The following is a 25,364-nucleotide window of genomic DNA, read 5'->3' as shown; positions in this document are numbered from 1 at the left end:
CAACTTGACCAATTCATCGCATAACTCCCTTCTTTTGTAACTCTGCCACCCAAGCTGTATGACTTTCACGTTCAAGAATGATGATACGTGTGCGCTTTAATATGATTGCAATGGAATACATCCAGCTTGCCAGTACCATAATAAGCATTCCCGTCAACATTGTACTCGCCATTGCAGGCGCTTGATTAACGCTGACCGATGCACCTTGATGCAAGGTATTCCACCATTGCACTGAAAAATAGATAATCGGAATATTGACCACGCCTACCAACGCGATAATTGCACCTGCCTTATCTGCACGGCGCGGGTCATCAATGGCTGCCTGCAAGGACATAAAACCGATATAAAGAAAAAACAGAATCAACTCAGACGTTAATCGTGCATCCCATACCCACCATGTTCCCCACATTGGTTTTCCCCATAGCGCGCCTGTCCATAGTGCAATAAAGGTAAACATAGCGCCTGTGGGTGCAATCGCTGTTGCAAGCATGGAGGAAAGCCGTGTATTAAAAGCCAAGCCAATACCTGCCCAGAATGCCATTACAACATAGAGAAACATCGACATCCATGCTGCTGGAACATGAATAAAAATAATCCGATAAGCCTCGCCTTGCTGGAAATCAGTGGGTGCAACAAAGAAACCAACATAAAGCCCTGCTGCGAGTAATATGAGCGCAACAAAAACAAATATCGGAATCATTTTTCCTGCCAGTGAATAGAAACTAGCAGGGGAAGAATATTTGAACCAATTAATAGCCATATTTATATTTTAAAATTCTTTATTAAATTTCATTTCCGATTCAGCCCAGAATTTTGTAACCGCTAATTCTATACTAAAATGACAAAATCAAGAATTGCTTTCTATTAGCAGATTCAATACATTGAAATTTTCACAGAACGTATTTTGTTTCGTCAATGTAGCAAATTACTGAAAAATATATTCCAAAAATTGAATTCATTGCAGCATAGCAAATAACTAGCGCTATTCCAGTGAAACACGTAAGGAAGAAGCGGCTGCCCACGGTGCGAAAACAAGCGATACTAAGAGAAATGCGCCAATTAATGATAAGTGTGCATCAAAACCAACTCCAGCCATATTTGCCTCGACAGCACCAGCACCAAAAATCAGCACAGGAATATAGAGAGGCAATACTAATAAAGAAACCAATACACCCCCTCCCCGTAATCCTAGAGTCAATGCTGCGCCGATAGCGCCAATTAAGCTTAATACCGGAGTACCCAGCAACAAAGCGGTAGTTAAAACAAACAGCGCTTCAACTGGCAAATCATATTGAATACCCAATACAGGCGCCATCAGTACTAGCGGCACTCCGGTTACCAGCCAATGCGCCAAAGCCTTTCCCAGCACCAAAAGTGATAGTGATTGCGGTGACAGCAACATTTGCTCCAATGTGCCATCAAGATAATCATTAGAAAACATTCTACCGAGAGATAACATTGAAGCCAATAAAGCTGCCACCCAAACCACACCGGGTGCCATCGTCCGCAGCATGTTCATTTCCGGTCCAACACTTAAAGGAAAAAGACTGACTACAATAATGAAAAAAAATAGAGTCGTTAAAACATCCGATTGGCGTCGCATAGCCAGTAACAGATCACGTTTAATTATCCACATAACATATCAAGCCAAGTGCAACTGCGTTGTTGACGCTGCCGTCAAATCAATTTCTTGGTGCGTCGTCATTACCACCATACCGTCTTGCTTCAGATGTTGCTCCAGTAACTCCTGAATCAATTTAACTGCCATTACATCCAATGCAACTAAAGGCTCATCTAGAATCCATAAAGCGGTTTTAGATACAAGCAAACGAGCTAAAGCTACGCGACGCCGTTGCCCTTGTGATAACACCTTGACAGGCAATGCTTCTCTTCCACCCAAGCCCATATACCCGAGCGCTTCACTTGCCTGATCATCGTTAATTTCAAAACCTGCCAGCGCGCTTGAAATGCGTAAATTCTCAATGACCGTCAAATCATCTTTGGTGCCACTCAAATGACCAATATAGGTCATAGCTGCAAAATAGTCGCCATTTAAGGAGCGAATTGAGGTGCCACTCCAGAGAATCTCACCAGCGGCAGGGTTTGACAATCCACATAGCATGCGTAACAAACTGGTCTTGCCACTGCCATTGGGGCCGCGCACTTGCATTAAACCGCCGGCCTCGAGAGAAAAATTGATATCCTTAAAAAGCTCGCGATCACCACGAACACATGCGAGACTAATTCCTTGCAACATTATTTTTGATCAATCGTTGGAATAAGTGGGCGATTATAGCGCATTGATGATTCCTGTAACACTGTTGAAGAACTAAGTATGTATTTTGACATTGCTGGAATTCGCAGAATATTTCTATCGATTGGAAAAACAGCTTTTCACTATGTACATAAAAACAAATCTGCCTTCTACAGCTGCCTCATAAACTATTCATGAGTCCGCATGCCCGTGCTTGCCATCACTTCCTAAACTCTACCAAAGCTTCAATATGCGGAGTGTGGGGAAACAAGTCAACCAGTTGAATATCTGTAATTGACCAGCCATTTTGATTAAAAAACCAGGCATCACGCGCAAAAGTTTCCGGGTTACAAGAGATATAGTAAATTGTTCTTAAAGCAGCGAGGCTTGCGAAAAAGCCGTGGTGTTTTTTTAATCCGGAGCGGGGCGGATCGAGTACCAAAGTTTCTGCATCGAAGACGTTTCTTCTAATATCGTTCCAGATAGAAGATTTAAAAAGATCGGTGACCTGAGCAGTTACTTTGCCTAGATTCCTGGCTTTGAGTGCCTGGATCGCACCGTGCTCGGATTCGTAAGCAATGATAGATGTGCAATTCGATTCGGCAATGATTTCCGTGAAATTTCCTGAGCCACAGAATAATTCCACTACTTTTCCCAAATGCGGATTATGTGCGAGTTTCTCCCGCAACCAGGCTTGCATCCATTCTTTTTGTGCTGTATTGCCTTGTTTGAACGGGCGCTTCTGATTGATGCGGATTTCATCGGCTTGCATGTCATCATCCAGTTCAATAAATTGCCAGTTGTGATCGGAATCCGCTTGCCATGCATCATTGGGCAATTGCTGAAGGGCTGTTTTTAAAAGATCCCGGCAACGCTCATTCAGGACAATACAATCATTGATCGGTGCGATCTGATAAGAATTTTCAGACACAAAACCAAGTTTCTCACCGTCTGTTTTTATCTGGCAGCGATTGCGATAGCCGTACAAATGCGGCGCAGGATGGATGGAGCCGATGCTTAATTGGGTAGTATCAAATCCGGCTCTTTTCATGGCATACACAAAGCGATTCCGTTTTTGCTCAAGTTGGCTTGTATAATCGGCAATCATCCAGGGACAACCAGTGCAGGAATTTTCTACCAAGCCAACATAGGGGCATATTGGCATTTGTCTTTGTGCGGATGGGTGAGTGAGCGCAATCAATTTGGCATAGGCAAATTTTTTGTTGTTGAGCGGTTTATCGATGATTTCAAACTCACCGGCATCCCCCGGCCACGTGCCATAAACAAAATACGACATGTTATTTTGATCGTTTTTGACAACACCCAGGCCTTTTTGTGATAAATGTGTAATCGTGCCATTAAATTTCATATTGAATAATTTGTTCTTGTTTTATTGATAAGGAGAATCCGCTATGGCGAATCCCTATGAAAATTTTAAAAAAGATCCTGAGTCACTGGCAACGGATTTGACTACTTTACAGTATCAGGTGACACAAAATTCCGGTACCGAACCACCGTTCCAAAACGAATACTGGGATCATAAAGCCGCCGGGATTTATGTTGATATTGTATCTGGAGAGCCGTTGTTTACGTCGATTCATAAATTTGATTCGGGCACCGGCTGGCCCAGTTTTTACCAGCCGATTAATGAACAGGCTACTCAGCTCAAAAGTGATTATGAACTATGGATCCCGCGCACGGAAGTCCGCAGTCGCTATGCCGACAACCATTTAGGCCATGTTTTCAACGATGGCCCGCCGCCCACCGGCATGCGCTATTGTATAAATTCTGCCGCATTAAAGTTTATAAAAAAAGAAGATCTGCAGGCGATGGGATATGGGGAATTAGTGGCATTGTTCGAAGATGGGACGGAAAAGTAGAGATTCAATGGCAGAAAACGATTCTCCTGTTGAAGAATTAGTGACCGCCCAGCGGCTGCCTTCATTATTACATGCGGCCATTTGCTTTGCCGGTGTATTCTTGCTGATTTCGATCGGTCTGTTTGTGTATGTAGCCAGCATTCATGCGATCATTTTTCTGGCGTTGGTTTGGGTCTGTCTGCAAGCACGCTGGCTGGGTTATTCGTTTATCGATATCCGGCACATGATGGATGACGGTATCACCAAGGCGCTGCCAGCCATTTATATTTTTCTATTGATCGGCATGGTCATTGCCAGCTTCATGCAAAGCGGCACCATTGCGAGTCTGCTGTATTACGGCATAGACCTGCTCAGTCCAAGCATATTTCTGGCGACTGGATTGATTTTGTGCAGCTTCATGTCGGTTGCCACCGGCACATCCTGGGGAACCGTTGGAACGGTCGGAGTGGTATTGATGGGTATTGGAGATGCGATTGGCATTCCATTACCGCTCGTGGCCGGCATGATTGTCTCCGGCGCTACTTTTGGTGACAAATTATCGCCGATTTCCGATACGACCAATCTGGCAGCCATGAGCGCCGGAACAAATCTTTACCGGCACATCGGCGCCATGCTCTATACCACCATTCCTACGTTCCTAATTGTATTGGGCATTTTCATCTTTTGGGGTATGCAATATGATGACAATGCCTTGCCGAGGGATCATATTGACGAAATCCGTACGGCATTAGCGGGGACTTACCAGCTAAATTTGTGGATAACATTGTTGCCCTTATTAGTGATGCTTGGGTTGAGTATCAAACGCTATGCTGCGGAGGTCAGCATGACGTGCAGTATTGTACTGGCCATGTTGATCGCCATTGCTTATCAAGGTAAGGATGGTGTTGATGTGATCAACGCGCTCTGGCTGAATTCGGCGGGCACTACCGGGATTGGAAGTATCGACGCTTTGCTCGGGCGTGGCGGTGTTTACAGCATGGCATGGACATTATTATTATCCATCATGGCGTTGGCACTTGGCGGGATTCTGCATCATGCCGGTTTTCTGCGCGTGCTGTTGCTGCATATCATCGCCCGCATCCGGCGAATCAGCACACTCGTCGCCACAACCATCGTATCCGGACTGATTGGTAATATGGCAATGGGAGAAGCGTATATTTCGATTATCCTGAATTGCCAGTTATTTAAAAGTGCGTATCAGGAACGTGAACTTGATAAAGCTGTACTATCTCGCTCGGTAGAAGAAGGCGCCACGCTGACCACAGGACTTATTCCCTGGACTACTGCCGGCACCTTCTATGCTGCAACCCTTGGAATCCCGACATTGGACTATGCACCGTACGCTCTATTGAATTTACTAAATCCTTTAGTTTCTATTAGTATGACGATATTGGGGATCGGGTTGTTAAAAAGTAAAAACAGCACGCAATAAAATGGAAATTAAAATGAAAGAAGAATCAAATCATCGTAGTAATTGGAAAGCTATGCTTATTATTCTAGTAGCCTTGATAGGCGGTTTTCTATTGTCATTCCTCGGCTACGGATTGCTTTGGAGCGGTATAGCTTGGCACTTTCAATTGATCATGCTTTTGCCATTTTTGCTTCTGTCTTATGCTGTGTTTCTCTGGAGCAAAGGATCCACAGCGTCTTGTGCTTTTATACTTATCGGCGCAGCACCGCTTGGCATATTGATTTCCCAATTTCGCGATACGAATGGTTCGCACTTGATGCCAATTCTTGTTGTTTTCAGTTGGGTCATAGGCATACTTTCCGGTTATTATTGGGGGAAATTATCCCGAGCCGCCGAAACTAAGTCAGCAAAAGATATTGCTTCTTTCTAGAAGAAATGACCTGCTGTGCTTCATAGCGGGTTTGGTAATGCCGTCATTGGCAGCGTTCCTGCTTGAGACTGTCAAAGAAGCTTTCCGCAACTGCATTATCCCAACAATTTCCCAGACGACTCATACTGCCAATAAAACCATATGCTTTCAGTAGATTGCGGTATGATTTGCCGACATACTGCGGCCCGCGAGTCCTGCTGCGCGATCAGCCAGGTGGTGTCCGACGCAACCAGATAACCATTCGCAATGCATCACAAACCAGTGTTGCTTTCATCCGTGAGCTCATGCTCCAACCGACCATTTTTCTGGAAAATAAGTCTATTACTATTACGATTGCCAAATACAGCCAGCCTTCCCGTGTCCAGACGTATGTGATAGCGCTGACAGCAACTTGATCCGGTTTGGCAACAGTAAATTGCCGAATAAATTTTGCTCCGCGCCCTGCACCTATCCTCGTGGCAAGACCACGTGGAATCGCAAATTGAAGTAATTTATTTTTTGTATTGAAGGAAGTGGAAACACTTTAAATGATTTAGGATCATGCAATTTATCTTGAATGAATGCAAACCGGAACAAGACTATTGAAGATTCTTTGGAAGTATTCAGCAGAAGTTAAAAACTACCGATTACTTTTGAAACTGTATCTCCGCTATACCAGAAATACAGAACAGATTCACTGGTCAGATGAAAACTACCTGCACAAATTGCAAGCCTAATTTTTAGGCTGGCCCTGTGAATCGTGCGGCATCAATGATTGACCATAGATGAAAAATTCCACCAATTACTGCAGGAATAATCAGCACGGCAAAAAAGTATCCCACGCCAACGATTACAAAAAACAAAAATGCCGACAATAAACGCCCCTGAACCAGTTGACCCAACCCCGGGATAAAGAAACTACAAACTGCTGCCAATACATTTCCGCCTGATCCCTGCCCTAACATTGTTCATCCTCTCACTAATATTTCACAGCACTCAATATTTTCTGCTGACTGTATCCGCATCCTTTGCAGAATGCTCATAATCTATGCCCATCATATCACCCGCCATCCTTTTTTCACGTACCTCATCCATGCTACCCAGTTTATCAATGCGCAACGACGTATCTTGGATAAGCGCATCAAGCTTCTTCACGGATTCGGGTGACAGTGTTTTATTTGTCTCAATCTCAAACTTAAAACAGTGTAAATTATTTAAGAAATTACCTGTGATGTCTTGTTCTGTTCGCATCGTAGCTTTTAAAACCTTTAACTTTTCTTCCCTTATTTCAACTTCTTTAATTGACTGTATGCGCTTCAATCGCTCTTGGTGTAATTCAAGTACTTTATTTCGTTGTATCAATGTCAATATCGCTGTTACCCAGATCACCAATATTGCCATTGAACGGTTCGCAAAAACTTGATACATGGGAATATCACTCGGCGGTGATCCTAGATATCCAACTCCTACCAGTAAGGTACAGATAGATGCCACTAGTAAGGTAAAGCGCTTTTCAGGCGATTTTAACGAGAGCAACACGACAGCAACATAGGGAACACCACTCGCTACGCCAAGCGGTGTCATAAAATCCACCAGTAAAACCGCCATAGCGACGAAACCGCACGTCAGATAAACACTGACTCTTGTTTCGTGAGTTGTACCGAATATATTCTCATTGATGAAGTCTGGGTGGGCCATATCAAATACTATTGAATAAACTCTGATTGAGTAAGTGTATATGAATTTCCTTAAGTCATACTCATTAATATGCAAGCATATTCTTATGCATCTCATCAAATAGCAACTTGAATCATATCCAAGAAATTCCTATTTCTTTGATTTAGCCATCAATTCTGCAGCTTCTTTTAACAAAAATTCTCTGAAAGCATTGGCGACACCGGATAGACGCTTATTCTTCCTGTTCACCACATGCCAATAACGAATAATGGGAAAACCCTGCACATCCAAGATCTTCAAACGATTCGTTTCAAGTTCCAACTCTGCCGTATGCTGCGACATAATACCTAATCCCATGCCAGCCTGTACCGCCTGTTTGATCGCTTCCGTCGTGTCTGCTTCCATCCCTTTATTGATTTTGACTTCGTGCGCTGCAAAAAAACGCTCCATGGCGCCGCGCGTTCCTGAACCGGATTCACGTACCAGAAAAACTTCCTTGGCCAATCGATTAACCGGTATGTTTTGTTCTTTGCACAAAGGATGATCCGGCGGTGCTATCACGACTAATGGATTCTCAATAAACGATTCACTATCAATATCGAGATCCTCAGGCGGCTGCCCCATGATAGCAAGGTCTATCAAATTGTCAGAGAGCTGTTTCAATACGGTTTCACGGTTAGAAACATTTAAACTCACTGTCACCCCTTTATAACGCTGGCAAAACTTTGCCAATAAATGCGGTGCAAAGTAATTGGCAGTTGTCACCACAGAAATATTTAACTTACCCCGCTCCATGCCTTTCAATTCATCCAGCGCAACTTCCATATCAGCTAATTGCTGGGAAATTGAACGGCTATATTGATATAACTCACGCCCCGCATCAGTCAGATAAATCCGTTTACCCAGTTGCTCAAATAGCGGCAAACTAATGTTGCCTTCCAGTTGCTTAATCTGCATAGAAACAGCGGGTTGGGTCAAATGAAGTTCATCCGCTGCACGAGAATAGCTCAAGTGTCTGGCAACCGACTCAAATACTTTTAATTGCCGCAAAGTAAGATGTAGCATTCACTAATTCAGTAAGTTTAATTATAAGTACAACCTTATCATAAATATTAGAATTATTGATTTGTTCTTATAGATAAATAGCGTTATAGTCCGTTTCATAGATTTGAGTAGTTTTGTTTGTAACGCAATATCCTCTCTTTTCTGCCTATGCTGTTGGCTGGAGTTGAGTGGAACTTAACTGGAGAAGAAACTATGGCAGTAAAAATATATAACGCTGGTGTCAAAGAATATAGACATACATACTGGACCCCTGACTATACACCGCTGGATACCGATCTTCTGGCATGTTTCAAAATTACGCCACAAGCTGGCGTACCTCGCGAAGAAGTTGCTGCCGCAGTAGCTGCAGAATCTTCTACGGGTACCTGGACCACAGTTTGGACTGATCTTTTAACCGATTTGGACTACTACAAAGGACGCGCTTATAAGATTGAAGACGTGCCTGGTGATGACACCTGTTTCTACGCATTCGTAGCTTACCCGATCGATCTTTTTGAAGAAGGCTCCGTGGTTAACGTGCTGACCTCGCTGGTCGGTAACGTATTTGGTTTTAAAGCGCTTCGCGCACTGCGTCTGGAAGATGTTCGTTTTCCGATTGCATACGTCAAAACCTGCGGCGGACCGCCAGCAGGTATTCAAGTAGAACGCGATCGCCTGAACAAGTATGGCCGCGCGCTGTTAGGTTGTACCATTAAGCCTAAACTGGGTCTGTCTGCTAAAAACTATGGCCGTGCTGTGTATGAATGTCTGCGCGGCGGTCTGGATCTGACTAAAGACGATGAGAACGTTAACAGTCAACCTTTTATGCGTTGGCGTGATCGTTTCGAATTCGTGGTGGAAGCTTGCCAAAAAGCTGAGCGTGAAACCGGAGAACGTAAAGGTCACTATTTGAACGTAACCGCGCCAACTCCAGAAGAAATGTATAAACGCGCAGAGTTTGCTAAAGAATTGGGCGCACCGATCATCATGCATGACTACTTGACCGGTGGTTTAACTGCCAATACGGGACTGGCTAACTGGTGCCGCAACAATGGCATGCTGTTACACATCCACCGCGCTATGCACGCCGTGCTTGATCGCAACCCGCACCATGGTATTCATTTCCGCGTTTTAACCAAGGTACTCCGTTTATCAGGGGGTGATCACCTGCATTCCGGTACCGTAGTCGGCAAACTAGAAGGCGATCGTGCAGCAACCCTCGGCTGGATCGATACCATGCGCGACAAATTCATCAAAGAAGACCGCAGCCGCGGTCTGTTCTTCGATCAAGACTGGGGTTCTATGCCAGGTGTATTCCCAGTTGCTTCGGGCGGTATTCACGTTTGGCATATGCCAGCACTGGTTGCTATTTTCGGTGATGATGCCTGCTTGCAATTTGGTGGCGGTACCTTAGGCCACCCATGGGGCAATGCTGCTGGTGCCGCTGCTAACCGCGTGGCATTGGAAGCCTGCGTCGAAGCACGTAACCAAGGTGTTGAAATCGAGAAGGAAGGCAAAGCGATTCTAACCAAAGCTGCTAAGAGCAGTCCCGAACTAAAAATCGCCATGGAAACATGGAAAGAAATTAAGTTCGAGTTTGATACGGTTGATAAGCTCGACGTAGCCCACAAGTAAGCAACACATAACTAAAGAAGAAGAGCCGATAGTAACATAGCTTTTCTTCTTCATCTCTCTAAAAATGAGGAATAAAGAATGAGCGAAGTAATTGATTACAAATCACGTGTCAGTGATCCAGCGAGCCGTAAGTTTGAGACATTTTCCTACCTGCCTGCGATGTCTGACAAAGATATCAAGAAGCAAGTACAGTATTTAATTAGTAAAGGCTGGAATCCAGCCATTGAGCATACAGAACCAGAGTATGTAATGGATTCCTACTGGTATATGTGGAAACTGCCCATGTTTGGCGAAACCGATGTAGACCGCGTGCTGGCAGAAGCTGCTGCATGTCATAAAGCCAATCCGAACAATCATGTTCGTTTAATTGGTTACAACAATTTCAACCAATCACAAGGCACTGCCATGGTGATATACCGCGGCAAGACTGTTTAAGACACAACGGGTTTCGTACCCTGGAACCCCCTTTACCTGTAAAAGGATCGGGGGTTTTTTTTGACCAAAATAAAGTACTTTTCAGACAGCTATAACAGGAGTTCATCATGAGCGAAATCATTGATCAATACCGTGTAACCACCGAGCCCTATTACCATCCCGTAGCTGATGAGGTGGAATTATATGAAGCCGCCTATTCGGTGCGCATGCCTATGATGCTGAAAGGTCCTACCGGCTGTGGTAAGACTCGTTTTGTTGAATACATGGCATGGAAATTAAAAAAACCGCTGATTACCGTGGCCTGTAACGAAGATATGACCGCATCCGATCTGGTGGGCCGCTTTTTGTTGGATGCCAACGGCACACGCTGGCAAGATGGGCCGTTGGCTGTTGCGGCACGTTTTGGCGCCATTTGCTATCTGGACGAAGTCGTTGAAGCGCGCCAGGATACCACTGTGGTGATCCATCCATTAACCGACAATCGCCGTGTCTTGCCATTGGAAAAAAAAGGCGAGCTCGTTCATGCGCACGCTGATTTCCAGATTGTCATTTCCTACAATCCAGGTTATCAAAGCTTGATGAAAGACCTCAAGCAATCCACCAAACAGCGTTTTGGCGCACTGGATTTTAATTATCCTAACCATGACGTTGAAAGTGAAATTGTGTCGCATGAAACGGGTGTATCCACTGAAATTGCCGAGAAACTGGTATCGATTGCGGAACGCGCACGCAATCTGAAAGGTCATGGACTAGATGAAGGCATCTCTACCCGCATGTTGATTTACGCAGGCAGTCTCATCGCTAAAAAAGTTGACGCGCATGCCGCTTGCCGTGTTGCGCTGGTGCGCCCCATTACCGATGATCCCGATATGCGCGATGCATTGGATGCTGCAGTCAGCACTTTTTTTAATTAAGTGTTTTGATAATTTTGAAATCTATCGATTGTTTTGTAAAAATAAACAGGTGCTCCCATGAGTATTAATCTGGATGACTACAAAGAATTACTGGAAGATTTAGAGCCAGAATCGGTTGAATTACTCAGACATGCATGGCCAGAAGCCGTCAAAACTTTTTCGTCGCGTGGGTTGGATAATTATCTGAAAGGTGCTTCGGCAATCCGCGGATTAGGGCGCGGACGCAGTCTGGTGGATTGTTGGATCGATGAAGTCCCATTGGTAGCCAAAGAAATTGGTGAAGATATTATCAGCGATCTGGCGACTACTGCACTCTCACTCGCCTCCAGAACTTCCGGTGCAGTGATTGAGCTAGTATTGGCCACCTCCCCCACTGCGGCAAAACGCCTCGGTGATGCGCAGCTATTCCAGAATTATCTGCAATTCCTGAATACTTTGATTGCACAAGCGCCGCGTGGTATGCGTCCGATGCTCAACAAATTGGATATTCTGTTTGGTCAACTGACTCTGGGCGGTTTGCGCCGCTGGGCGATGTGGGGCGCGCATGCGCATCGCACGAATTATGAAGAGCAAATAAAATATTTTGGATTGGAATCCAAGGAATCACTCGCGGTACTGCAAAAAGAACGCAAGGGCACCCTGTTTGTGGATGTGCAGCGCCGCATCAATATGTATCTGCGTGCACTTTGGGCACGTGATTTTTTCATGAAACCCACCTCCGGTGACTTTGAAACGCGTGAAGGTTACAAACCCTATATCGAAAATTACTTCATTTACCTGCCTGATGCCTATGACAGCCATGCGGGTGTAACCGCCACCGAGGTTTATCGTGCCGCCGCCGCGCACGCTGCCGCGCATCTGGTGGAAACCAAACAACCGATCTCTGCGGAAGGATTGAGCCCGATGCAAATGGCGGTCATCTCCGTGATCGAAGATGCACGCGTCGAAGCACTTGCCATTCGCCGCTTTCCGGGATTGCGTAAAACCTGGGCAGCCTTGCATACCGCCACGCCGGATAGGGCTGTCACCATGGGCGACTATCTCAATCGCTTGGCACGCGCTTTACTCGATCCGGATTATCAGGACAACGATCGTTGGATTGCCGAAGGCCGTCAGCTTTTTGCAGCCGCACAGAACAAACTGGATACCTATCAAATCTCATGGGACATTGGCGTTCAGCTGACGCATAGTTTTAGAGAAAAAAACATTCCGTACGCCATGCTATCGGATCAACTCACCGCACCGTATCGCGACGACAATCGTTATTTCTGGGAATTTGAGGAATTTGATTTAAATAAATCGCTGTCGGCTGGTTATGAAGCACCCAAACAAATTCGCAAATATGTCAATGTGATGGAATTCGCCAACGAAGTCGAAGTGGAAACCGCCGGAGATGATGCGCAGGAAATCTGGGTTATGGGTACCGAATTTTTCCCTTATGAAGATACCGGCGTTTCCTACAATGATCTAGAAGGCAAAGAACCGGTGTCGGCGCCCTATCACTATTCCGAATGGGATTACCAGATTCAATTGGAGCGCCCGGATTGGGCAACTGTACAAGAAAAACGCCCGAAACTTGGCGACATACAATGCATCGACGACATCGCGCAACAATATAAACGTGAAATCGCGCGCATGAAATTCTTGCTCGATGCCATGCAACCGCAAGGCACGCGCCGCATCCGCAAATTGGAAGATGGCGACGAAATCGATATCAACGCCGCGATCCGTTCGATGATCGACATCCGCATGGGCATGCAGCCTGATCCGCGCATCATGATGCGCTCGGTGCGCAAAGTGCGCGATATTTCGGTGCTGGTGTTGCTCGACTTATCCGAATCGACCAACGAAAAAGTTTCTGGCCATGACTACTCCGTGCTGGATCTGACCCGCCAGGCGACGGTACTGCTCGCCAACGCCATCAACAAAATCGGCGACCCTTTCGCGATTCACGGCTTCTGCTCGGATGGGCGCCATGACGTGGAATACTACCGCTACAAGGATTTCGACCAACCCTATAACGAAATCCCCAAAGCCCGGCTCGCCGGCATGACAGGCCAGTTGTCTACCCGCATGGGTGCCGCGATGCGCCACGCCACGCATTACCTGAAACTACAAAAATCCGCGAAAAAACTGCTGCTCGTCATCACCGACGGCGAACCCGCCGACGTCGACGTGCGCGACCCGCAATACCTGCGCCACGACACCAAAAAAGCCGTGGAAGAAGCCGGCCGCTCAAGCATTCTCACCTACTGCATGAGCCTCGATCCGCGCGCGGATCAATATGTGTCGCGTATTTTTGGCGAGCGTAACTATTTGGTGGTGGATCATGTGGAACGGCTGCCGGAGAAACTGCCGGTGTTGTATGCGGGGTTGACGCGATAGACTTGACTAAGCAAAACAGAATAATGAGAAATCGTAATTCTGCCATCGAAGCTGTGATTATTTTAAATTACCTAATCGCAGACTTTGTTGCCGGAACAATCGTATTTATTGACTATCGGGAACGCTATAAATTAAAAAAGCTTAGTGAAATACAGTTAAGTGCAGTGGAAAGAATGTGTTTTTCGCATCTTGCACTGTCACTTTTCAAATTACTAGAATTCTGGGATCGATACCATCAATTATTACCGGAAAGTCATCACGCAGATTTAAAAGAATTAAACAAAAAAATTCGCAAAAAAGGTGTTGAGAATTTCAGAAATAAAGTTTCTGGTCACATATTAGATAAAGAATCAAAAAAACCATTAAAACCTTCAGAAATAATGAACTTCCTTGAAGAACTAATTGGTGAACATGCAGATACTTTTCTTAATTGGATTAATAATCCATCTAATAATACTTACCCAAATACTGTTGTTAGTATTGTAGAAACAATCCGGAACTCTATTGCTCAAGAGTATGGCATTACCGAGGATGAAATTATTAATATCTAGCACGATAGACTTGAGTGACGCCAGGAATTCCAACATTTCCGTTATGCAAGTAGAGTGGATAAGCACAGCGTCATCCACCAGCATTCATGCGATTATCGCAAATTATTTTGGTGGATGGCGTTTCACTTATCCACCCTACCCGCTGGGCGAGTATTTCCTAATTTAGGTGGATGGGCGACCTATCTTCGACAGGCTTCCATTGATCGCAGCCGGAGCCAAGCTCGATAGGATGCGCCGATGCCAGAAGGCGCATCAGTCCCATCATTCCATTTCATAATCTTCATAATTTTTGCTAGCCAGAACGCCTTTTCGTCGGCGTGTTTCATGCTTACTCTTTTGTCTGAGAAGCGTCACCCAATAACAACGCTTGGCTATACTCTAAAAATTCATCCAGATGCGTTTCGATAATACTGATCAAAATAGGTAGTTGCAGCGCCTGATAGTCGTGCACGGCAATGTTGCGAAAACCCACCATACGTTTGAGCTTATCGGCAAGTTCGGCATCGATCCAACCGCCCTGCGCCAGCAGCTCAAATACATCACGCGCACTTTGCGGCACCCCCAGTTTTTCACGCCGGATTAGGTGTTGCCCCATGTCCAGCGCTGCTTCGCAAGCACGTTGAATGTTCAGAATTGCTGCATCTTGCCGGGTGAAATCCATGGGAAAAGAGCCGGATTTTACATATTCCTCCCTCGCCCGCTTCACACAGCGCTCGATGGTGGCAGCCTTGTTGATCAGCACATCATCAGCCATACACCTTTCCCCTTTTTTGAATGTCGGATAGCAACCCGGCACGGGCGGTATCCAATTCTGTTTTCTCACTCAAGATGGCGGCCTCGAACAACGCCGCTTGCACATCCGACGTCCACCAGCGCTGACCGGTGGTGATGACTTGGTATTGCATCACGGTAGAAGCTGCACGCAGATCGAGCAAATCGACCGGGCAGCCAGCCACATCTGCCAGATCACCGGCTAGCGTCCACAATACCAGAGGCTCGGCATAACCCGCGACCAGCACCGCCAGATCGAGATCGCTATCCATTTGTGCTGTGCCTTGAATGCGGCTGCCGAAAGCATAGATGGCCAGCAGATTGGGCAGACTGGCTTGCAGCGTTTGGATAATGGCAGCCTGGTTCACGATGCGAAGCAGCTCGCTCCAACAAGCCAATCTGATGGTAAATCAAGATCCAAAAATAAATTCATGTGTTAAGGAAATCTAAAGAAATAAATTGATTTTGAGCGTTTGATCGCATCGGTGCGCCTAGGAGGCTGTCCGAGAATAGTGATCGTAGCGAGGGAAAGCTATTTTTAGACAGATTTTTCGTTTATTTGAGGCGAATAGTTATTCTATTTAACGAGAATAATCGGAAAATATGACCAAAATAGCTTTTCTGCAGTAGACCCTCTATTCTCGGACAGCCTCCTAGCAATACTTTGATGAGCACGCTCTGCTTGATTGTACCAGCCAAACCAGTCAGAGTAATCTCTATTTAATGGTTTCCTTTAGTAAAAAACAAGGGTTTCCCCAATATACACAGTGCGTTAGTGAAGTTAAGATGGCATCGTTGGTTAAATAATTATCTGGAGGATACTTACCATGAAAGCACTAAAACTCTCATCACAACTACCACTGCTTGCGTTTATTTCACTGATCTTCTTTGCACAAATCAGTTCAGCTAGCGCTTCCCCAACCGATGCCGTTAGTGGCGACCATGATGCGGTAGCAAGACAGTACGAAAATCTGGCTAATGACGCCAAAACAAAGCTACAAGAGAACCGGGCAATACTCGCGGACTATGAGGCACATCCTTATTATTACGGACGTCAAGGCCAGGATCTTCTGTCACACACGACTGCCAATATTCGCGAATACGAAAAGGCTTTGCAAGAAAACCTGAGTAATGCGGATCTCCACAAAAGAATGGCAGCAGAGTCTAATCAACGCGTCAATAAAGCAGCCATTAACTCAAATCATCAACTGTGATTTGACAGAAAAGAATTCATATTTTCTGCACAAAAATTCCACAAACACAATCACCGGTTGATGCCGGTGATTGTTCTAGTCAAAAAATCCACACTATTCTGTGTTGATAGTTTTCTTTTTATCACTGCGTTGATAGACCATCCACCAGTGTTGTAACCAATTTCTTATGTAAAGGAATAAATTGGCACAAATACCCCTTCACTCTAGAAAGAAATCCAAGAATGGTAGCGCAGCCAAGAGAAGCCATTTTGAGATAGATTCTTTGATTACTTGGTGTAAATAACTATTTTGCATAATAAATTAATTTCAAAATATGGCCAGGATCATTTATGCGCAGAGATTTCCATCTTCTCGCGCAACTTTCCTAACACACATTATTCAGTAATCGAATTGAAGTAATCAATCATCTACTGGTATACTCCCGCCACTTTGATAAGTTTTATGGCGGGCCTCCCCGCATTGCAAGATGGTGAATCTGGTCAGGTCCGGAAGGAAGCAGCCACAGCTGTTTATTGCGAGTGCCGGGGGTCTGGCTCGCCACCCAACACATATCGTTGGAATCGATTTTTCTATATTTTCGGACTATTTATTGGATTAATCGGTTAAATTCGCTTTTCCAATTCAATCAAAAAACGTGTCTCAAACACAAGTCCTTGCGCGTAAATGGCGCCCAAGAAGTTTCTCGGAATTAACCGGACAAGAGCATGTGGTCAAGGCTCTGAGCAACGCGCTTGAGCAAAACAGACTGCACCATGCTTATTTGCTGACCGGCACGCGCGGCGTTGGCAAAACAACCATCGCCCGTATTCTAGCCAAATCGCTCAACTGTGAAGCGGGCATAACCGCAACTCCGTGCGGTACTTGTCCGGCATGCCTGCAAATTGATTCTGGCAGTTTTATTGATCTTATTGAGTTGGATGCAGCCTCCAACACGCAGGTCGATAATATGCGTGAATTACTGGAAAATACGCTGTATGCCCCTACCAGCGCGCGCTACAAGATTTATATCATTGATGAAGTTCATATGCTTTCCAAATCAGCTTTCAACGCTATGTTGAAAACATTGGAAGAACCGCCCGCCCACGTTAAATTTGTATTGGCAACAACCGATCCGCAAAAAATACCGATCACTGTTTTGTCCCGTTGTTTGCAATTCAATCTGAAGCAAATTCCGCAAACACAAATTGCCGAGTACCTTAAAAGAATTTTGGCGCAAGAAAAAATCCAATGTGACATCCCATCGCTGCAATTAATTTCCCGTGCGGCTCAAGGCAGTATGCGCGATGCTTTAAGTCTACTGGATCAAGCCATTGCCTTCGGTGAAGGAAGTGTTGCGGAAGCCGGTGTGCGGGATATGCTGGGTAGCATTGATCAAGGCTATCTTTTTGATCTGCTGGAAGCGCTGGTACAGAAGAAGGGTTTAAAATTATTGTCATTGGCCGATGAAATGGAAGCACAATGCCTTTCTTTTGATTCAGTCTTGCAGGATTTGGCAGCTTTACTGCACCGCCTCGCACTGGCACAAACCGTTCCACAAGCTATCAGTGAAGATACACCGGAATATGCACGTATCTTTACATTGGCAAAAACGTTTTCGCCCGATGACATTCAGTTGTTTTATCAGATTACATTGCATGGACGCAGTGATCTAGGTTTGGCACCGGATGAATATGCCGGTTTTACCATGACGCTGATGCGCTTGTTGACTTTCATGCCGGATGATCTTTCAGCAAATAATCAACTGCGGCATGTTGTATCAATGGATACCAAGCCAACCAATAAAGCGGATACTACGCAGCGAGCGGAGCCTGAGCAGATTGCGCAGCCCTTACCTGACAATATCCGTGTAGATTTATCCGGTCTGGATTGGCCAAAATTGACTCAGCAATTAAAATTAACTGGGATGGCTAAAATGCTGGCACAGCATAGCGAAGCCAGAGTTCTTTCAACGGAAAAAATAGAGCTATATGTGCCGGATGTGCATAAGCACCTGCTGGAAAAGAAATATCAGGATAAAATCCGGACAGAATTAAATAGTTATTTTGGCAAACCTGTCGTGCTTAATTTTTCCGTTGGCAGTCTGACAGGATTGACACCCGTGGCACTGCAACAACGTGAAGAAGAAGAAAAACAGGAACAAGCCATTGCAGCAATTGAAAAAGACCCGATTGTGCAAGAATTGATCGAGCAATTTGATGCAAAACTAATCGTTCCTTCTATTAAATCCATTCCAAATAAAGGAGATAGTAATGATGAAAGGTAATCTGGGAAACATGATGAAACAAGCACAAATGGTGCAGGAAAACATGCGGCAAATGCAGGAAAATCTCGCCACCATCGAGGTGGAAGGTCAATCTGGGGCGGGCATGGTCAAGGTCGTCATGACTTGCCGTCATGATGTCAAAAGAATCAGCATTGACGACAGTCTTGTCGGCGATGACAAAGAAATGCTGGAAGACCTTGTCGCCGCAGCTTTTAATGATGCTGTACGCCGTGTGGAATCCACCACCCAGGAAAAAATGGCGGAACTGAGCAGCGGATTGGGCTTGCCGCCAGGTATCAAATTACCTTTCTAAAGTGAATTATTACTTATATATAATAACGATATACGGTAATTTATTTACCTTATTCTGGTAATTCATTTACCTATCCATTCGGTAGAATCAATTAATTACGTGGCATCATCGATGCTGCCTAAGTAAATTTGAGGAATACCATGGATGACAAACAACTGGAAGTGGTTCAAACAGTTGAAGCGATGTTCCGTGCGGCGCCAGGCGCACGCTATTTAAATGAATTCGTTGCTTTTATTAACAATACTGGCAGTTCTGTTAAAGAACTGGCCAATAATCTTGCGCAAACAGATGTTTTCAAACAGTCACTCTATTCTGACACGCTTTCCAATAGTGCGTTTGCCCATCAGTTTGTAGAAAATACAGTCGGGGCCCTAGTAAGCCAGGAAGATAAGACATGGGCCGCCGTAGAAATAGAGAAAATGCTGGATGTTGGGGAAAGCCGTGGGGAAATCATTCACTGGGCGGCCACAGCACTGGCATCGATCGATACCGACAATACGCATTGGGGTGTCGCAGCTCAGCAATTTAATAACAAAGTCGAAGTAGCTGCTTACTATTCAATTGATCAGGGCGGATCAGCCACGAGTCTGACTGTTTTACAGCATATCACTGCAGATGTTACTGCAGATACCGATAGCGTTTCCTCAGTGAAAGCGGTTTTAGAATCGGGTGTGAGTGGAAAAATAATCGATGGTTATATCAAGGATGCGATTATATTCTCAGATCTAAATGGTGATGGGATTCACAACAGCAATGAATCCAGTACCACGTCGGATACATTGGGCAATTTTGTTTTACCTGGGGTGAATGGTTTTGGTCAACTAATTGTATCCGGCGGAATCGACATTTCCACTGGAGTAGCATTCACCGGAAGCATGATGGCCCCTCCAGGTTCGACAGTCATTACTCCGCTAACCACACTCATTGACAAGTTAACGCAAATTAATGGCATGACCGTGACAGATGCCACCGTAAAGGTGCTGGCATCGCTGGGTTTACATCCCGGTGTCGATTTGCTTCACTTTGATCCCATTTTTGAAACCAGCCGAACAGATACTGGCAGAACTGAATCAAATATTGCTTTAGCCATTCATACTGCAGCTGTTAAGGTAAGTATTCTCATCAGTCAGACCGGGGCATTACTGCGTGGCGCAGGCGTTCTAACGAATGAAGCTGCAGCTATTGATTTAACCTATGAAGCACTCGCTGCATCACTAGCGAGTAATGTAAGTAATACCGGTTTAATTGATTTGACTGCCGACAATACCATCGCACAGATCATTCAGGAAACTACCGAATTATCAGGCGCTAATAATTCCATGTTATTCAAAATTGGCGCTTTGGCAGCCGATGCTTCACAGGCCATTGCTAATTTAAACGAAGCAGTTGTTAATGCTTCTACAAGCAGTTCTGACAAATCAAAAATACTGTCCAGCATTGCCGCTGTTCAGATTGTATCCGAACACATTGAATCAACGATGAAATCCGGTTCTGCCACAGGAAATATCGAGAGTACAGTCAGTAGCACAACAGGATCAACTTTAAACGACGCAATCACGATAGCTGGCACCACGGTGGGTGATGTAACCGGTGACGGATTGCCTGATCCATTGCCACTGCCTCCGGCACCATCAACTGGTGGTGGTGCCGGAGGCACTTCGACTCCAACCACTGTCCAGTCCTATTTAGCAACCAGCGCGACTGCGTTTTCAGGCACTTCGGCAAATGACATCTTGTCGATTTCCACTGCGGCAACCTGGACGCCTCTAGTAATGACCACGGTTATCCTGGATGGAAGTTCAGGCACCAACACATTGAGCGTACAAGATGGCTCCAATATTACCTCGGCGATTGTAATCAATTTTCCTAATTTGGCCTTTGATGCGACAGGTGTTACCGGAACCAATGACGTAACCATGTCAGCCTCACAGAATCAACTTTTTACCGGCACAATCACGGCGGCTGGCACGGGCGCAAATGGTGAGAAAATCACGATTATCAGTGATGGTGCCATCACAACATTAACAGATGTGGAAAATTACACTGTGGGCGATGACTCAACGAACGCGCGCACTATAACCGTTGCTAGTGCGAGCACGAATGTTACCGCCAGCTCGACAACCGATGCGATCACTTTTAGCCTAGGTACACTGACCTATACTGGCACCGTCACGGGTGATAATACAGTGGACGATGTTCTCAGCTTGAATACCGGTGCAAATGTTAGCGGCGGCACCATAACCAATGTAGAAGTGCTGACATTGACGTCGGGGGCATTGGTCACCTTATCAGCATCACAAAATCAGAATTTCACAGGCACTGTCACGGCGGCGGGCACCGGAGTTAGCGGGGAAAAAATCACCATTAGCGGTGATGGTGCAGTGACGGCCTTATCCAATATTGAAACCTATGAATTGGGTGATGACACGACCAACGCCCGCACACTGACAACCGGTTCAGCCGCGCTGAATCTGACTGCGAATAATGCCACGGACACCGTCACAATAAATGCGACGGCGCTGGCGCAGAATACAGAACTCACCATAGCAGCAGCAAGCGCTTCGGCGCTGATAGTCACTGGCTTGGTCGGCGATATGGTTGCCTCCAATCTGAGCGGAACGCTGGCAGTAACCACAGCCAATGCAGCGGATAACGGAATCAGTATTACAACAGGAACCGCTGCGACATCAGTGAATGTGGCCGCTGGCGCGGCATCCGATACCGTAAATATCAACGCGGCCGCTTTAACCAATAACATTGGCCTAACCATTACCTCGAGCGGTGCTGCGGCTGGCACAATCAATGTCACGAACCTGGTTGGAGATATGACTGTTTCAAACCCGACCAGTGGCACAATCGGCGTTACCGTGGCGGATAATACGGTTGACGATGGAATCGCCATCGCTGCCGGCGCATCCAATCTAGCAATTTCAGGCGTAGCGGATGGCGATACTGTGACGATCACTGGATTTACCGGAACAACATTGACTGGGGCGAATGCCAATACCACGGGGAAATTCAATATAACCACGGGCACGAGCACAAGCAGCATCACCACAGGCGCTGGTGAAGATACGTTTACTTTTGTTGCCGGCACTGGTTTGACCAGTGCCGACACGGTAAACGGCGGTGCTGGCACGGATACGGTCGCACTAACTAGTAACACAGCGATTGCTGCAACTAACTTTAACAATGTTAGCAATATCGAAGTCATTACAATCGCCAATACAAATACGACGGTTGCAATTACTACGCAAGATACTTTGGTAGCAGCAGGCGCTACTTTGACGCTATCGAATGCGGCCAATTCAGGTGTGCTGACATTTATTGGCAGTACAGAAACAAATGGTAAATTCAATATCACGGGCGGCACAGGTATCGATAGCATTACGGGCGGGGCTGGCGATGATACGTTTACCTTTGTCGCAGGAACAGGATTGACTACCGATACAGTCAACGGCGGCACCGGGACGGATACGGTGACATTGACCGGCACCACAGCGGTTACTGCGACTCAGTTCAATAATGTGAGTAACATCGAAGTCATTACACTACCCAGCATGACCAACACGGCGATTGCCATTACTACAGTGGATGCGCTGGTAGCGGCAGCTGCCACGCTGACATTATCCAATGCGGCAAATGCGGGAATACTGACATTTAATGGCGCCGCAGAAACCAACGGTGCGTTCAATATCACCGGGGGGACAAGTAACGATACTATTACCGGTGGCTCTGGAAATGACACCATTACCGGTGGAATCGGTAATGACAGTATTACCGCTGGCTTGGGGAATGACACACTGACCGGGGGTACTGGTAATGACACATTTACTTTTGCTGCTGTTTCTGGCTTAACCAGTGGAGATACTGTGGAGGGTGGCGCAGGATCGGATACGATTGCTCTGACTGGGAATACCGCTTTTACCGCAGCCACCGATTTCGATAATGTCTCTAATATTGAAGTCATTACATTAGCAAACACGACCACGGCTGTCTCGATTACAACTAAGGATAGCTTGGTTGCTGCGGGTGCCACGCTGACGTTATCCACTGCGACTACCGGCGGACTAACTTTTAACGGCGCCGCAGAAACAGATGGCGATTTTAATCTTACCAGTAGCGCAGCTGCTAATGACACAATTACCGGCGGCAATAACGATGACAGTATTACTTGCGGCACCGGTACAGACGTCATCGCCGGTGGTGGCGGTGATGACACACTGACATTTGCGGCAAGCACGGGCTTAACTACGGCAGACACAGTGGATGGCGGAACTGGGATCGACACAATTTCCCTGACCGGCACTACAGCGGTTACTGCGACCAATTTTGACAATGTCAGCAATATCGAGGTCATCTCGTTCACGCATACCACGACAAATGTCGCGATTACCACCCAAGATATTTTGGTCGCAGCCGGGGCCACCTTAACAATTCAAGCAACGACACTGACCACGGGCATCTTAACGTTTAATGGGAGCGCAGAAACAAATGGCACTTTCAATATTACCGGCGGTGGGGCAGCAGACGTTATTACAGGGGGAGCAGGTAATGACATCATTGACGGTGGCGCGGGAAACAATGCCATCACAGCGGGCCAAGGTAACGACACGATTACCGGCGGCACAGGTAACGAAACCTTCACATTTGCCGCTGCCACCGGTTTAACCAGCTCAGATGTTGTAGATGGAAGCTCGGGTACAGATACAGTCGCCTTAACCGGAAATACAGCATTTACTACGTCCAATGACTTCGACAACATCAGAAATATTGAAACCATCACACTTGCCAATACAAATACCGCGGTCACTATCACTACGAAAGATATTCTGGTTGCATCCAGTTCAACGTTGACACTCACGAATGCCGCCAATTCCGGCGTGCTGACATTCATTGGCAGCGCAGAAACGGATGGTACCTTCACAATTAATGGCGGCACTGGCAATGACAGCATCACCGGAGGTGCCGGTAACGATACACTTGCTGGAGCCACTGGCGACGATACGGTCATCGGCGGCGCCGGCAATGACAGTATCACCAGTGGCGCCGGCAATGACAGCATCACAGGCAATACCGGCGCGGATACAATTACTTTGGGTAGCAGTGCAAACGATAATACCCGGCAGACAGTGATTTACAGTTCCGCTTCAGATGGTGCGGCGGCCGGCGCGAATAGCGGCGCTGACGCAATAACCCAATTTGATGCCAATGCTAACGACGCTACCGATGACCTGTTTCAGATCACTGGAACTTTAAAAACACTACTGAATGATGACAGCGATGGGATCTTGGATTATGCAACGAGTGATGGTGCTGATTTGGGAAATCAAGCCATTGTTGGCGGTACTGATCAGGAAGCAATCGTGCTGTCCGATGCCGAAATTGAGATTGCGTTAGCTGCATATACTACTTCCGGGCTAGCCGGGTTAATTTCTGAGTTAGGAGAAGAAATCGACTTCACCGGAATCGCAACGGGTGAAGAATGTCTATTCGTCATGAACTTTTCTACCACACAATCAGCGATCGTACTGTATACCGCTGGATCCGGCGGCGATGATACGATTGTTGCTTCGGATGTCCAGGTTCTCGGTATCGTGACCCATAATGATGGTACCGGTCTGGTAGCAGGCAATCTGATATTTTAGTAAGCATAATAAATTCAATCTCTGATCATAAAATTACTCGCGCTTGCCAAGCGAGTATTCACTTTGACGCACCAGATGTTATCTATCTCTGTGACAGAATTTACAAAGTAGCGATTGATAAATTCATAATTAAACGCTAAATGGTTTAAAATCCTTCCACTCACGTTTCATCAAGTAGTTTTTTTCGTCAGCACACTTCCCGGATTTAAGCATTCATGAAAGTAAACAGGCCCATCAGGCCAATAAAGAAAAAAGTACCCGTTATACAAATACAAACTGATGAAGCAGAACAAACACCAGCGCTTCCCAGCGCACCGGCAACACCCACTTTCAAATTACAGAAACTTCTGGCACAAAAGGGATTGGGTTCACGGCGGGAAATGGAAGTGTTAATTGCTTCCGGCGCAGTCAGTATCAACGGCAAAACTGCTGTGGTAGGCGACCGGGTCGGCGCGCATGATCTCGTACGCATCGGCAAGCGTGTGATCCGTCTCAATCTGGAAGAAAGTTTGCCCAAGGTCCTGCTGTATCATAAACCGGAAGGCGAAATTGTCAGCCGG

General features: G+C 46.1%; 23 protein-coding genes, 1 other RNA gene and 1 pseudogene. 14 read left to right on the top strand and 11 right to left on the bottom strand.

What is annotated here, in order from left to right; all coding sequences use genetic code 11:
* Nucleotides 1-13: 13 nt before the first annotated feature.
* From K2P83_RS08115 to K2P83_RS08100, 4 genes are all read right to left on the bottom strand, one after another.
* Nucleotides 14-760, bottom strand: a complete 747-nt coding sequence (locus tag K2P83_RS08115; RefSeq protein WP_292928069.1) for a heme ABC transporter permease — start codon at nucleotides 758-760, stop codon at nucleotides 14-16.
* 222 nt (nucleotides 761-982) lie between these two features.
* Nucleotides 983-1,636: a heme exporter protein CcmB gene (gene ccmB, locus K2P83_RS08110; protein WP_292928067.1), complete on the bottom strand. Its 654-nt coding sequence runs from the start codon at nucleotides 1,634-1,636 to the stop codon at nucleotides 983-985.
* Nucleotides 1,637-1,642: 6 nt separating this feature from the next.
* The gene (ccmA, locus tag K2P83_RS08105) at nucleotides 1,643-2,257 is read right to left on the bottom strand and encodes a cytochrome c biogenesis heme-transporting ATPase CcmA (protein WP_292928065.1); all 615 of its coding nucleotides are present in this window, start codon (nucleotides 2,255-2,257) and stop codon (nucleotides 1,643-1,645) included.
* A 217-nt stretch (nucleotides 2,258-2,474) separates the two neighbouring features.
* Nucleotides 2,475-3,623 carry an RNA methyltransferase gene (locus K2P83_RS08100; RefSeq protein WP_292928063.1) on the bottom strand — a complete coding sequence of 383 codons (1,149 nt, stop codon included), beginning with the start codon at nucleotides 3,621-3,623 and terminating at the stop codon, nucleotides 2,475-2,477.
* A 43-nt stretch (nucleotides 3,624-3,666) separates the two neighbouring features.
* On the opposite strand from K2P83_RS08100, the gene msrB reads away from it, so the two are divergent.
* The 3 genes from msrB to K2P83_RS08085 are packed head-to-tail and all read left to right on the top strand — an operon-like array spanning nucleotide 3,667 to nucleotide 5,975.
* On the top strand, nucleotides 3,667-4,134 hold the full coding sequence (msrB, locus tag K2P83_RS08095) for a peptide-methionine (R)-S-oxide reductase MsrB (protein WP_292928061.1): 468 nt from the start codon (nucleotides 3,667-3,669) through the stop codon (nucleotides 4,132-4,134).
* A gap of 7 nt (nucleotides 4,135-4,141) precedes the next feature.
* The gene (gene nhaC / locus K2P83_RS08090) at nucleotides 4,142-5,566 is read left to right on the top strand and encodes a Na+/H+ antiporter NhaC (RefSeq protein WP_292928059.1); all 1,425 of its coding nucleotides are present in this window, start codon (nucleotides 4,142-4,144) and stop codon (nucleotides 5,564-5,566) included.
* A gap of 13 nt (nucleotides 5,567-5,579) precedes the next feature.
* Complete coding sequence (locus K2P83_RS08085; protein WP_292928057.1) at nucleotides 5,580-5,975, top strand: lysophosphatidic acid receptor; 396 nt, start codon at nucleotides 5,580-5,582, stop codon at nucleotides 5,973-5,975.
* A gap of 46 nt (nucleotides 5,976-6,021) precedes the next feature.
* Here the strand turns inward: K2P83_RS08085 and K2P83_RS08080 are convergent.
* From K2P83_RS08080 to K2P83_RS08065, 4 genes and pseudogenes are all read right to left on the bottom strand, one after another.
* Nucleotides 6,022-6,396 (bottom strand): annotated as a pseudogene (locus K2P83_RS08080) (DDE-type integrase/transposase/recombinase); the annotation flags it as partial.
* A gap of 298 nt (nucleotides 6,397-6,694) precedes the next feature.
* Entirely contained in the window at nucleotides 6,695-6,919 is a 225-nt protein-coding gene (locus tag K2P83_RS08075) for a hypothetical protein (RefSeq protein WP_292928055.1), read from the bottom strand.
* Nucleotides 6,920-6,950: 31 nt separating this feature from the next.
* A complete protein-coding gene (locus K2P83_RS08070) occupies nucleotides 6,951-7,652 on the bottom strand; it encodes a hypothetical protein (RefSeq protein ID WP_292928053.1) in 702 nt (233 codons plus the stop codon).
* Between the two features lie 129 nt (nucleotides 7,653-7,781).
* A complete protein-coding gene (locus tag K2P83_RS08065; protein WP_292928051.1) occupies nucleotides 7,782-8,696 on the bottom strand; it encodes a LysR family transcriptional regulator in 915 nt (304 codons plus the stop codon).
* Between the two features lie 192 nt (nucleotides 8,697-8,888).
* On the opposite strand from K2P83_RS08065, the gene K2P83_RS08060 reads away from it, so the two are divergent.
* From K2P83_RS08060 to K2P83_RS08040, 5 genes are all read left to right on the top strand, one after another.
* Nucleotides 8,889-10,310: a form I ribulose bisphosphate carboxylase large subunit gene (locus K2P83_RS08060; RefSeq protein WP_013965373.1), complete on the top strand. Its 1,422-nt coding sequence runs from the start codon at nucleotides 8,889-8,891 to the stop codon at nucleotides 10,308-10,310.
* 78 nt (nucleotides 10,311-10,388) lie between these two features.
* Nucleotides 10,389-10,745: a ribulose bisphosphate carboxylase small subunit gene (locus tag K2P83_RS08055; protein WP_013965372.1), complete on the top strand. Its 357-nt coding sequence runs from the start codon at nucleotides 10,389-10,391 to the stop codon at nucleotides 10,743-10,745.
* A gap of 107 nt (nucleotides 10,746-10,852) precedes the next feature.
* Nucleotides 10,853-11,659, top strand: a complete 807-nt coding sequence (locus K2P83_RS08050) for a CbbQ/NirQ/NorQ/GpvN family protein (protein ID WP_292928046.1) — start codon at nucleotides 10,853-10,855, stop codon at nucleotides 11,657-11,659.
* A gap of 57 nt (nucleotides 11,660-11,716) precedes the next feature.
* Nucleotides 11,717-14,044 (top strand): nitric oxide reductase activation protein NorD, encoded by a 2,328-nt coding sequence (locus K2P83_RS08045; RefSeq protein WP_292928044.1) that lies wholly within the window; start codon nucleotides 11,717-11,719, stop codon nucleotides 14,042-14,044.
* Nucleotides 14,045-14,067: 23 nt separating this feature from the next.
* Nucleotides 14,068-14,595 carry a hypothetical protein gene (locus K2P83_RS08040; protein WP_292928042.1) on the top strand — a complete coding sequence of 176 codons (528 nt, stop codon included), beginning with the start codon at nucleotides 14,068-14,070 and terminating at the stop codon, nucleotides 14,593-14,595.
* A 179-nt stretch (nucleotides 14,596-14,774) separates the two neighbouring features.
* Here the strand turns inward: K2P83_RS08040 and K2P83_RS08035 are convergent, their stop codons facing one another.
* Genes K2P83_RS08035 through K2P83_RS08025 form a run of 3 tightly spaced genes read right to left on the bottom strand, consistent with a single transcriptional unit; the run spans nucleotide 14,775 to nucleotide 15,734 of the window.
* Nucleotides 14,775-14,921, bottom strand: coding sequence for a hypothetical protein (locus K2P83_RS08035; protein ID WP_292928040.1), 147 nt, complete (start codon nucleotides 14,919-14,921; stop codon nucleotides 14,775-14,777).
* Nucleotides 14,922-14,923: 2 nt separating this feature from the next.
* Nucleotides 14,924-15,349, bottom strand: coding sequence for a DUF86 domain-containing protein (locus K2P83_RS08030; protein WP_292928038.1), 426 nt, complete (start codon nucleotides 15,347-15,349; stop codon nucleotides 14,924-14,926).
* The gene (locus tag K2P83_RS08025; RefSeq protein WP_292928036.1) at nucleotides 15,342-15,734 is read right to left on the bottom strand and encodes a nucleotidyltransferase domain-containing protein; all 393 of its coding nucleotides are present in this window, start codon (nucleotides 15,732-15,734) and stop codon (nucleotides 15,342-15,344) included. The genes K2P83_RS08030 and K2P83_RS08025 overlap by 8 nt, the downstream gene beginning before the upstream one ends.
* A gap of 459 nt (nucleotides 15,735-16,193) precedes the next feature.
* Between K2P83_RS08025 and K2P83_RS08020 the strand changes: the two genes are divergently transcribed.
* The 6 genes from K2P83_RS08020 to K2P83_RS07995 form a co-directional block, all read left to right on the top strand.
* Nucleotides 16,194-16,580, top strand: a complete 387-nt coding sequence (locus K2P83_RS08020) for a hypothetical protein (RefSeq protein ID WP_292928034.1) — start codon at nucleotides 16,194-16,196, stop codon at nucleotides 16,578-16,580.
* Between the two features lie 443 nt (nucleotides 16,581-17,023).
* Nucleotides 17,024-17,122: signal recognition particle sRNA small type (gene ffs / locus K2P83_RS08015), an RNA gene on the top strand.
* Between the two features lie 92 nt (nucleotides 17,123-17,214).
* A complete protein-coding gene (gene dnaX, locus K2P83_RS08010) occupies nucleotides 17,215-18,843 on the top strand; it encodes a DNA polymerase III subunit gamma/tau (protein WP_292928032.1) in 1,629 nt (542 codons plus the stop codon).
* Nucleotides 18,833-19,156, top strand: coding sequence for a YbaB/EbfC family nucleoid-associated protein (locus K2P83_RS08005; protein WP_292928101.1), 324 nt, complete (start codon nucleotides 18,833-18,835; stop codon nucleotides 19,154-19,156). Before dnaX ends, K2P83_RS08005 begins: the two co-directional genes overlap by 11 nt.
* A 140-nt stretch (nucleotides 19,157-19,296) precedes the next feature.
* A complete protein-coding gene (locus K2P83_RS08000) occupies nucleotides 19,297-24,804 on the top strand; it encodes a calcium-binding protein (protein ID WP_292928030.1) in 5,508 nt (1,835 codons plus the stop codon).
* Between the two features lie 215 nt (nucleotides 24,805-25,019).
* Nucleotides 25,020-25,364 (top strand): S4 domain-containing protein (locus K2P83_RS07995; RefSeq protein WP_292928028.1); only part of this gene is annotated, 345 nt, incomplete at its 3' end.

It is taken from the genome of Nitrosomonas sp. (assembly GCF_019752415.1).
In the GTDB taxonomy this organism is placed as follows: Bacteria; Pseudomonadota; Gammaproteobacteria; order Burkholderiales; family Nitrosomonadaceae; genus Nitrosomonas.
The sequence above is the reverse complement of the archived record's forward strand: the minus strand, read 5'-3'. Positions and strand labels throughout refer to the sequence as shown.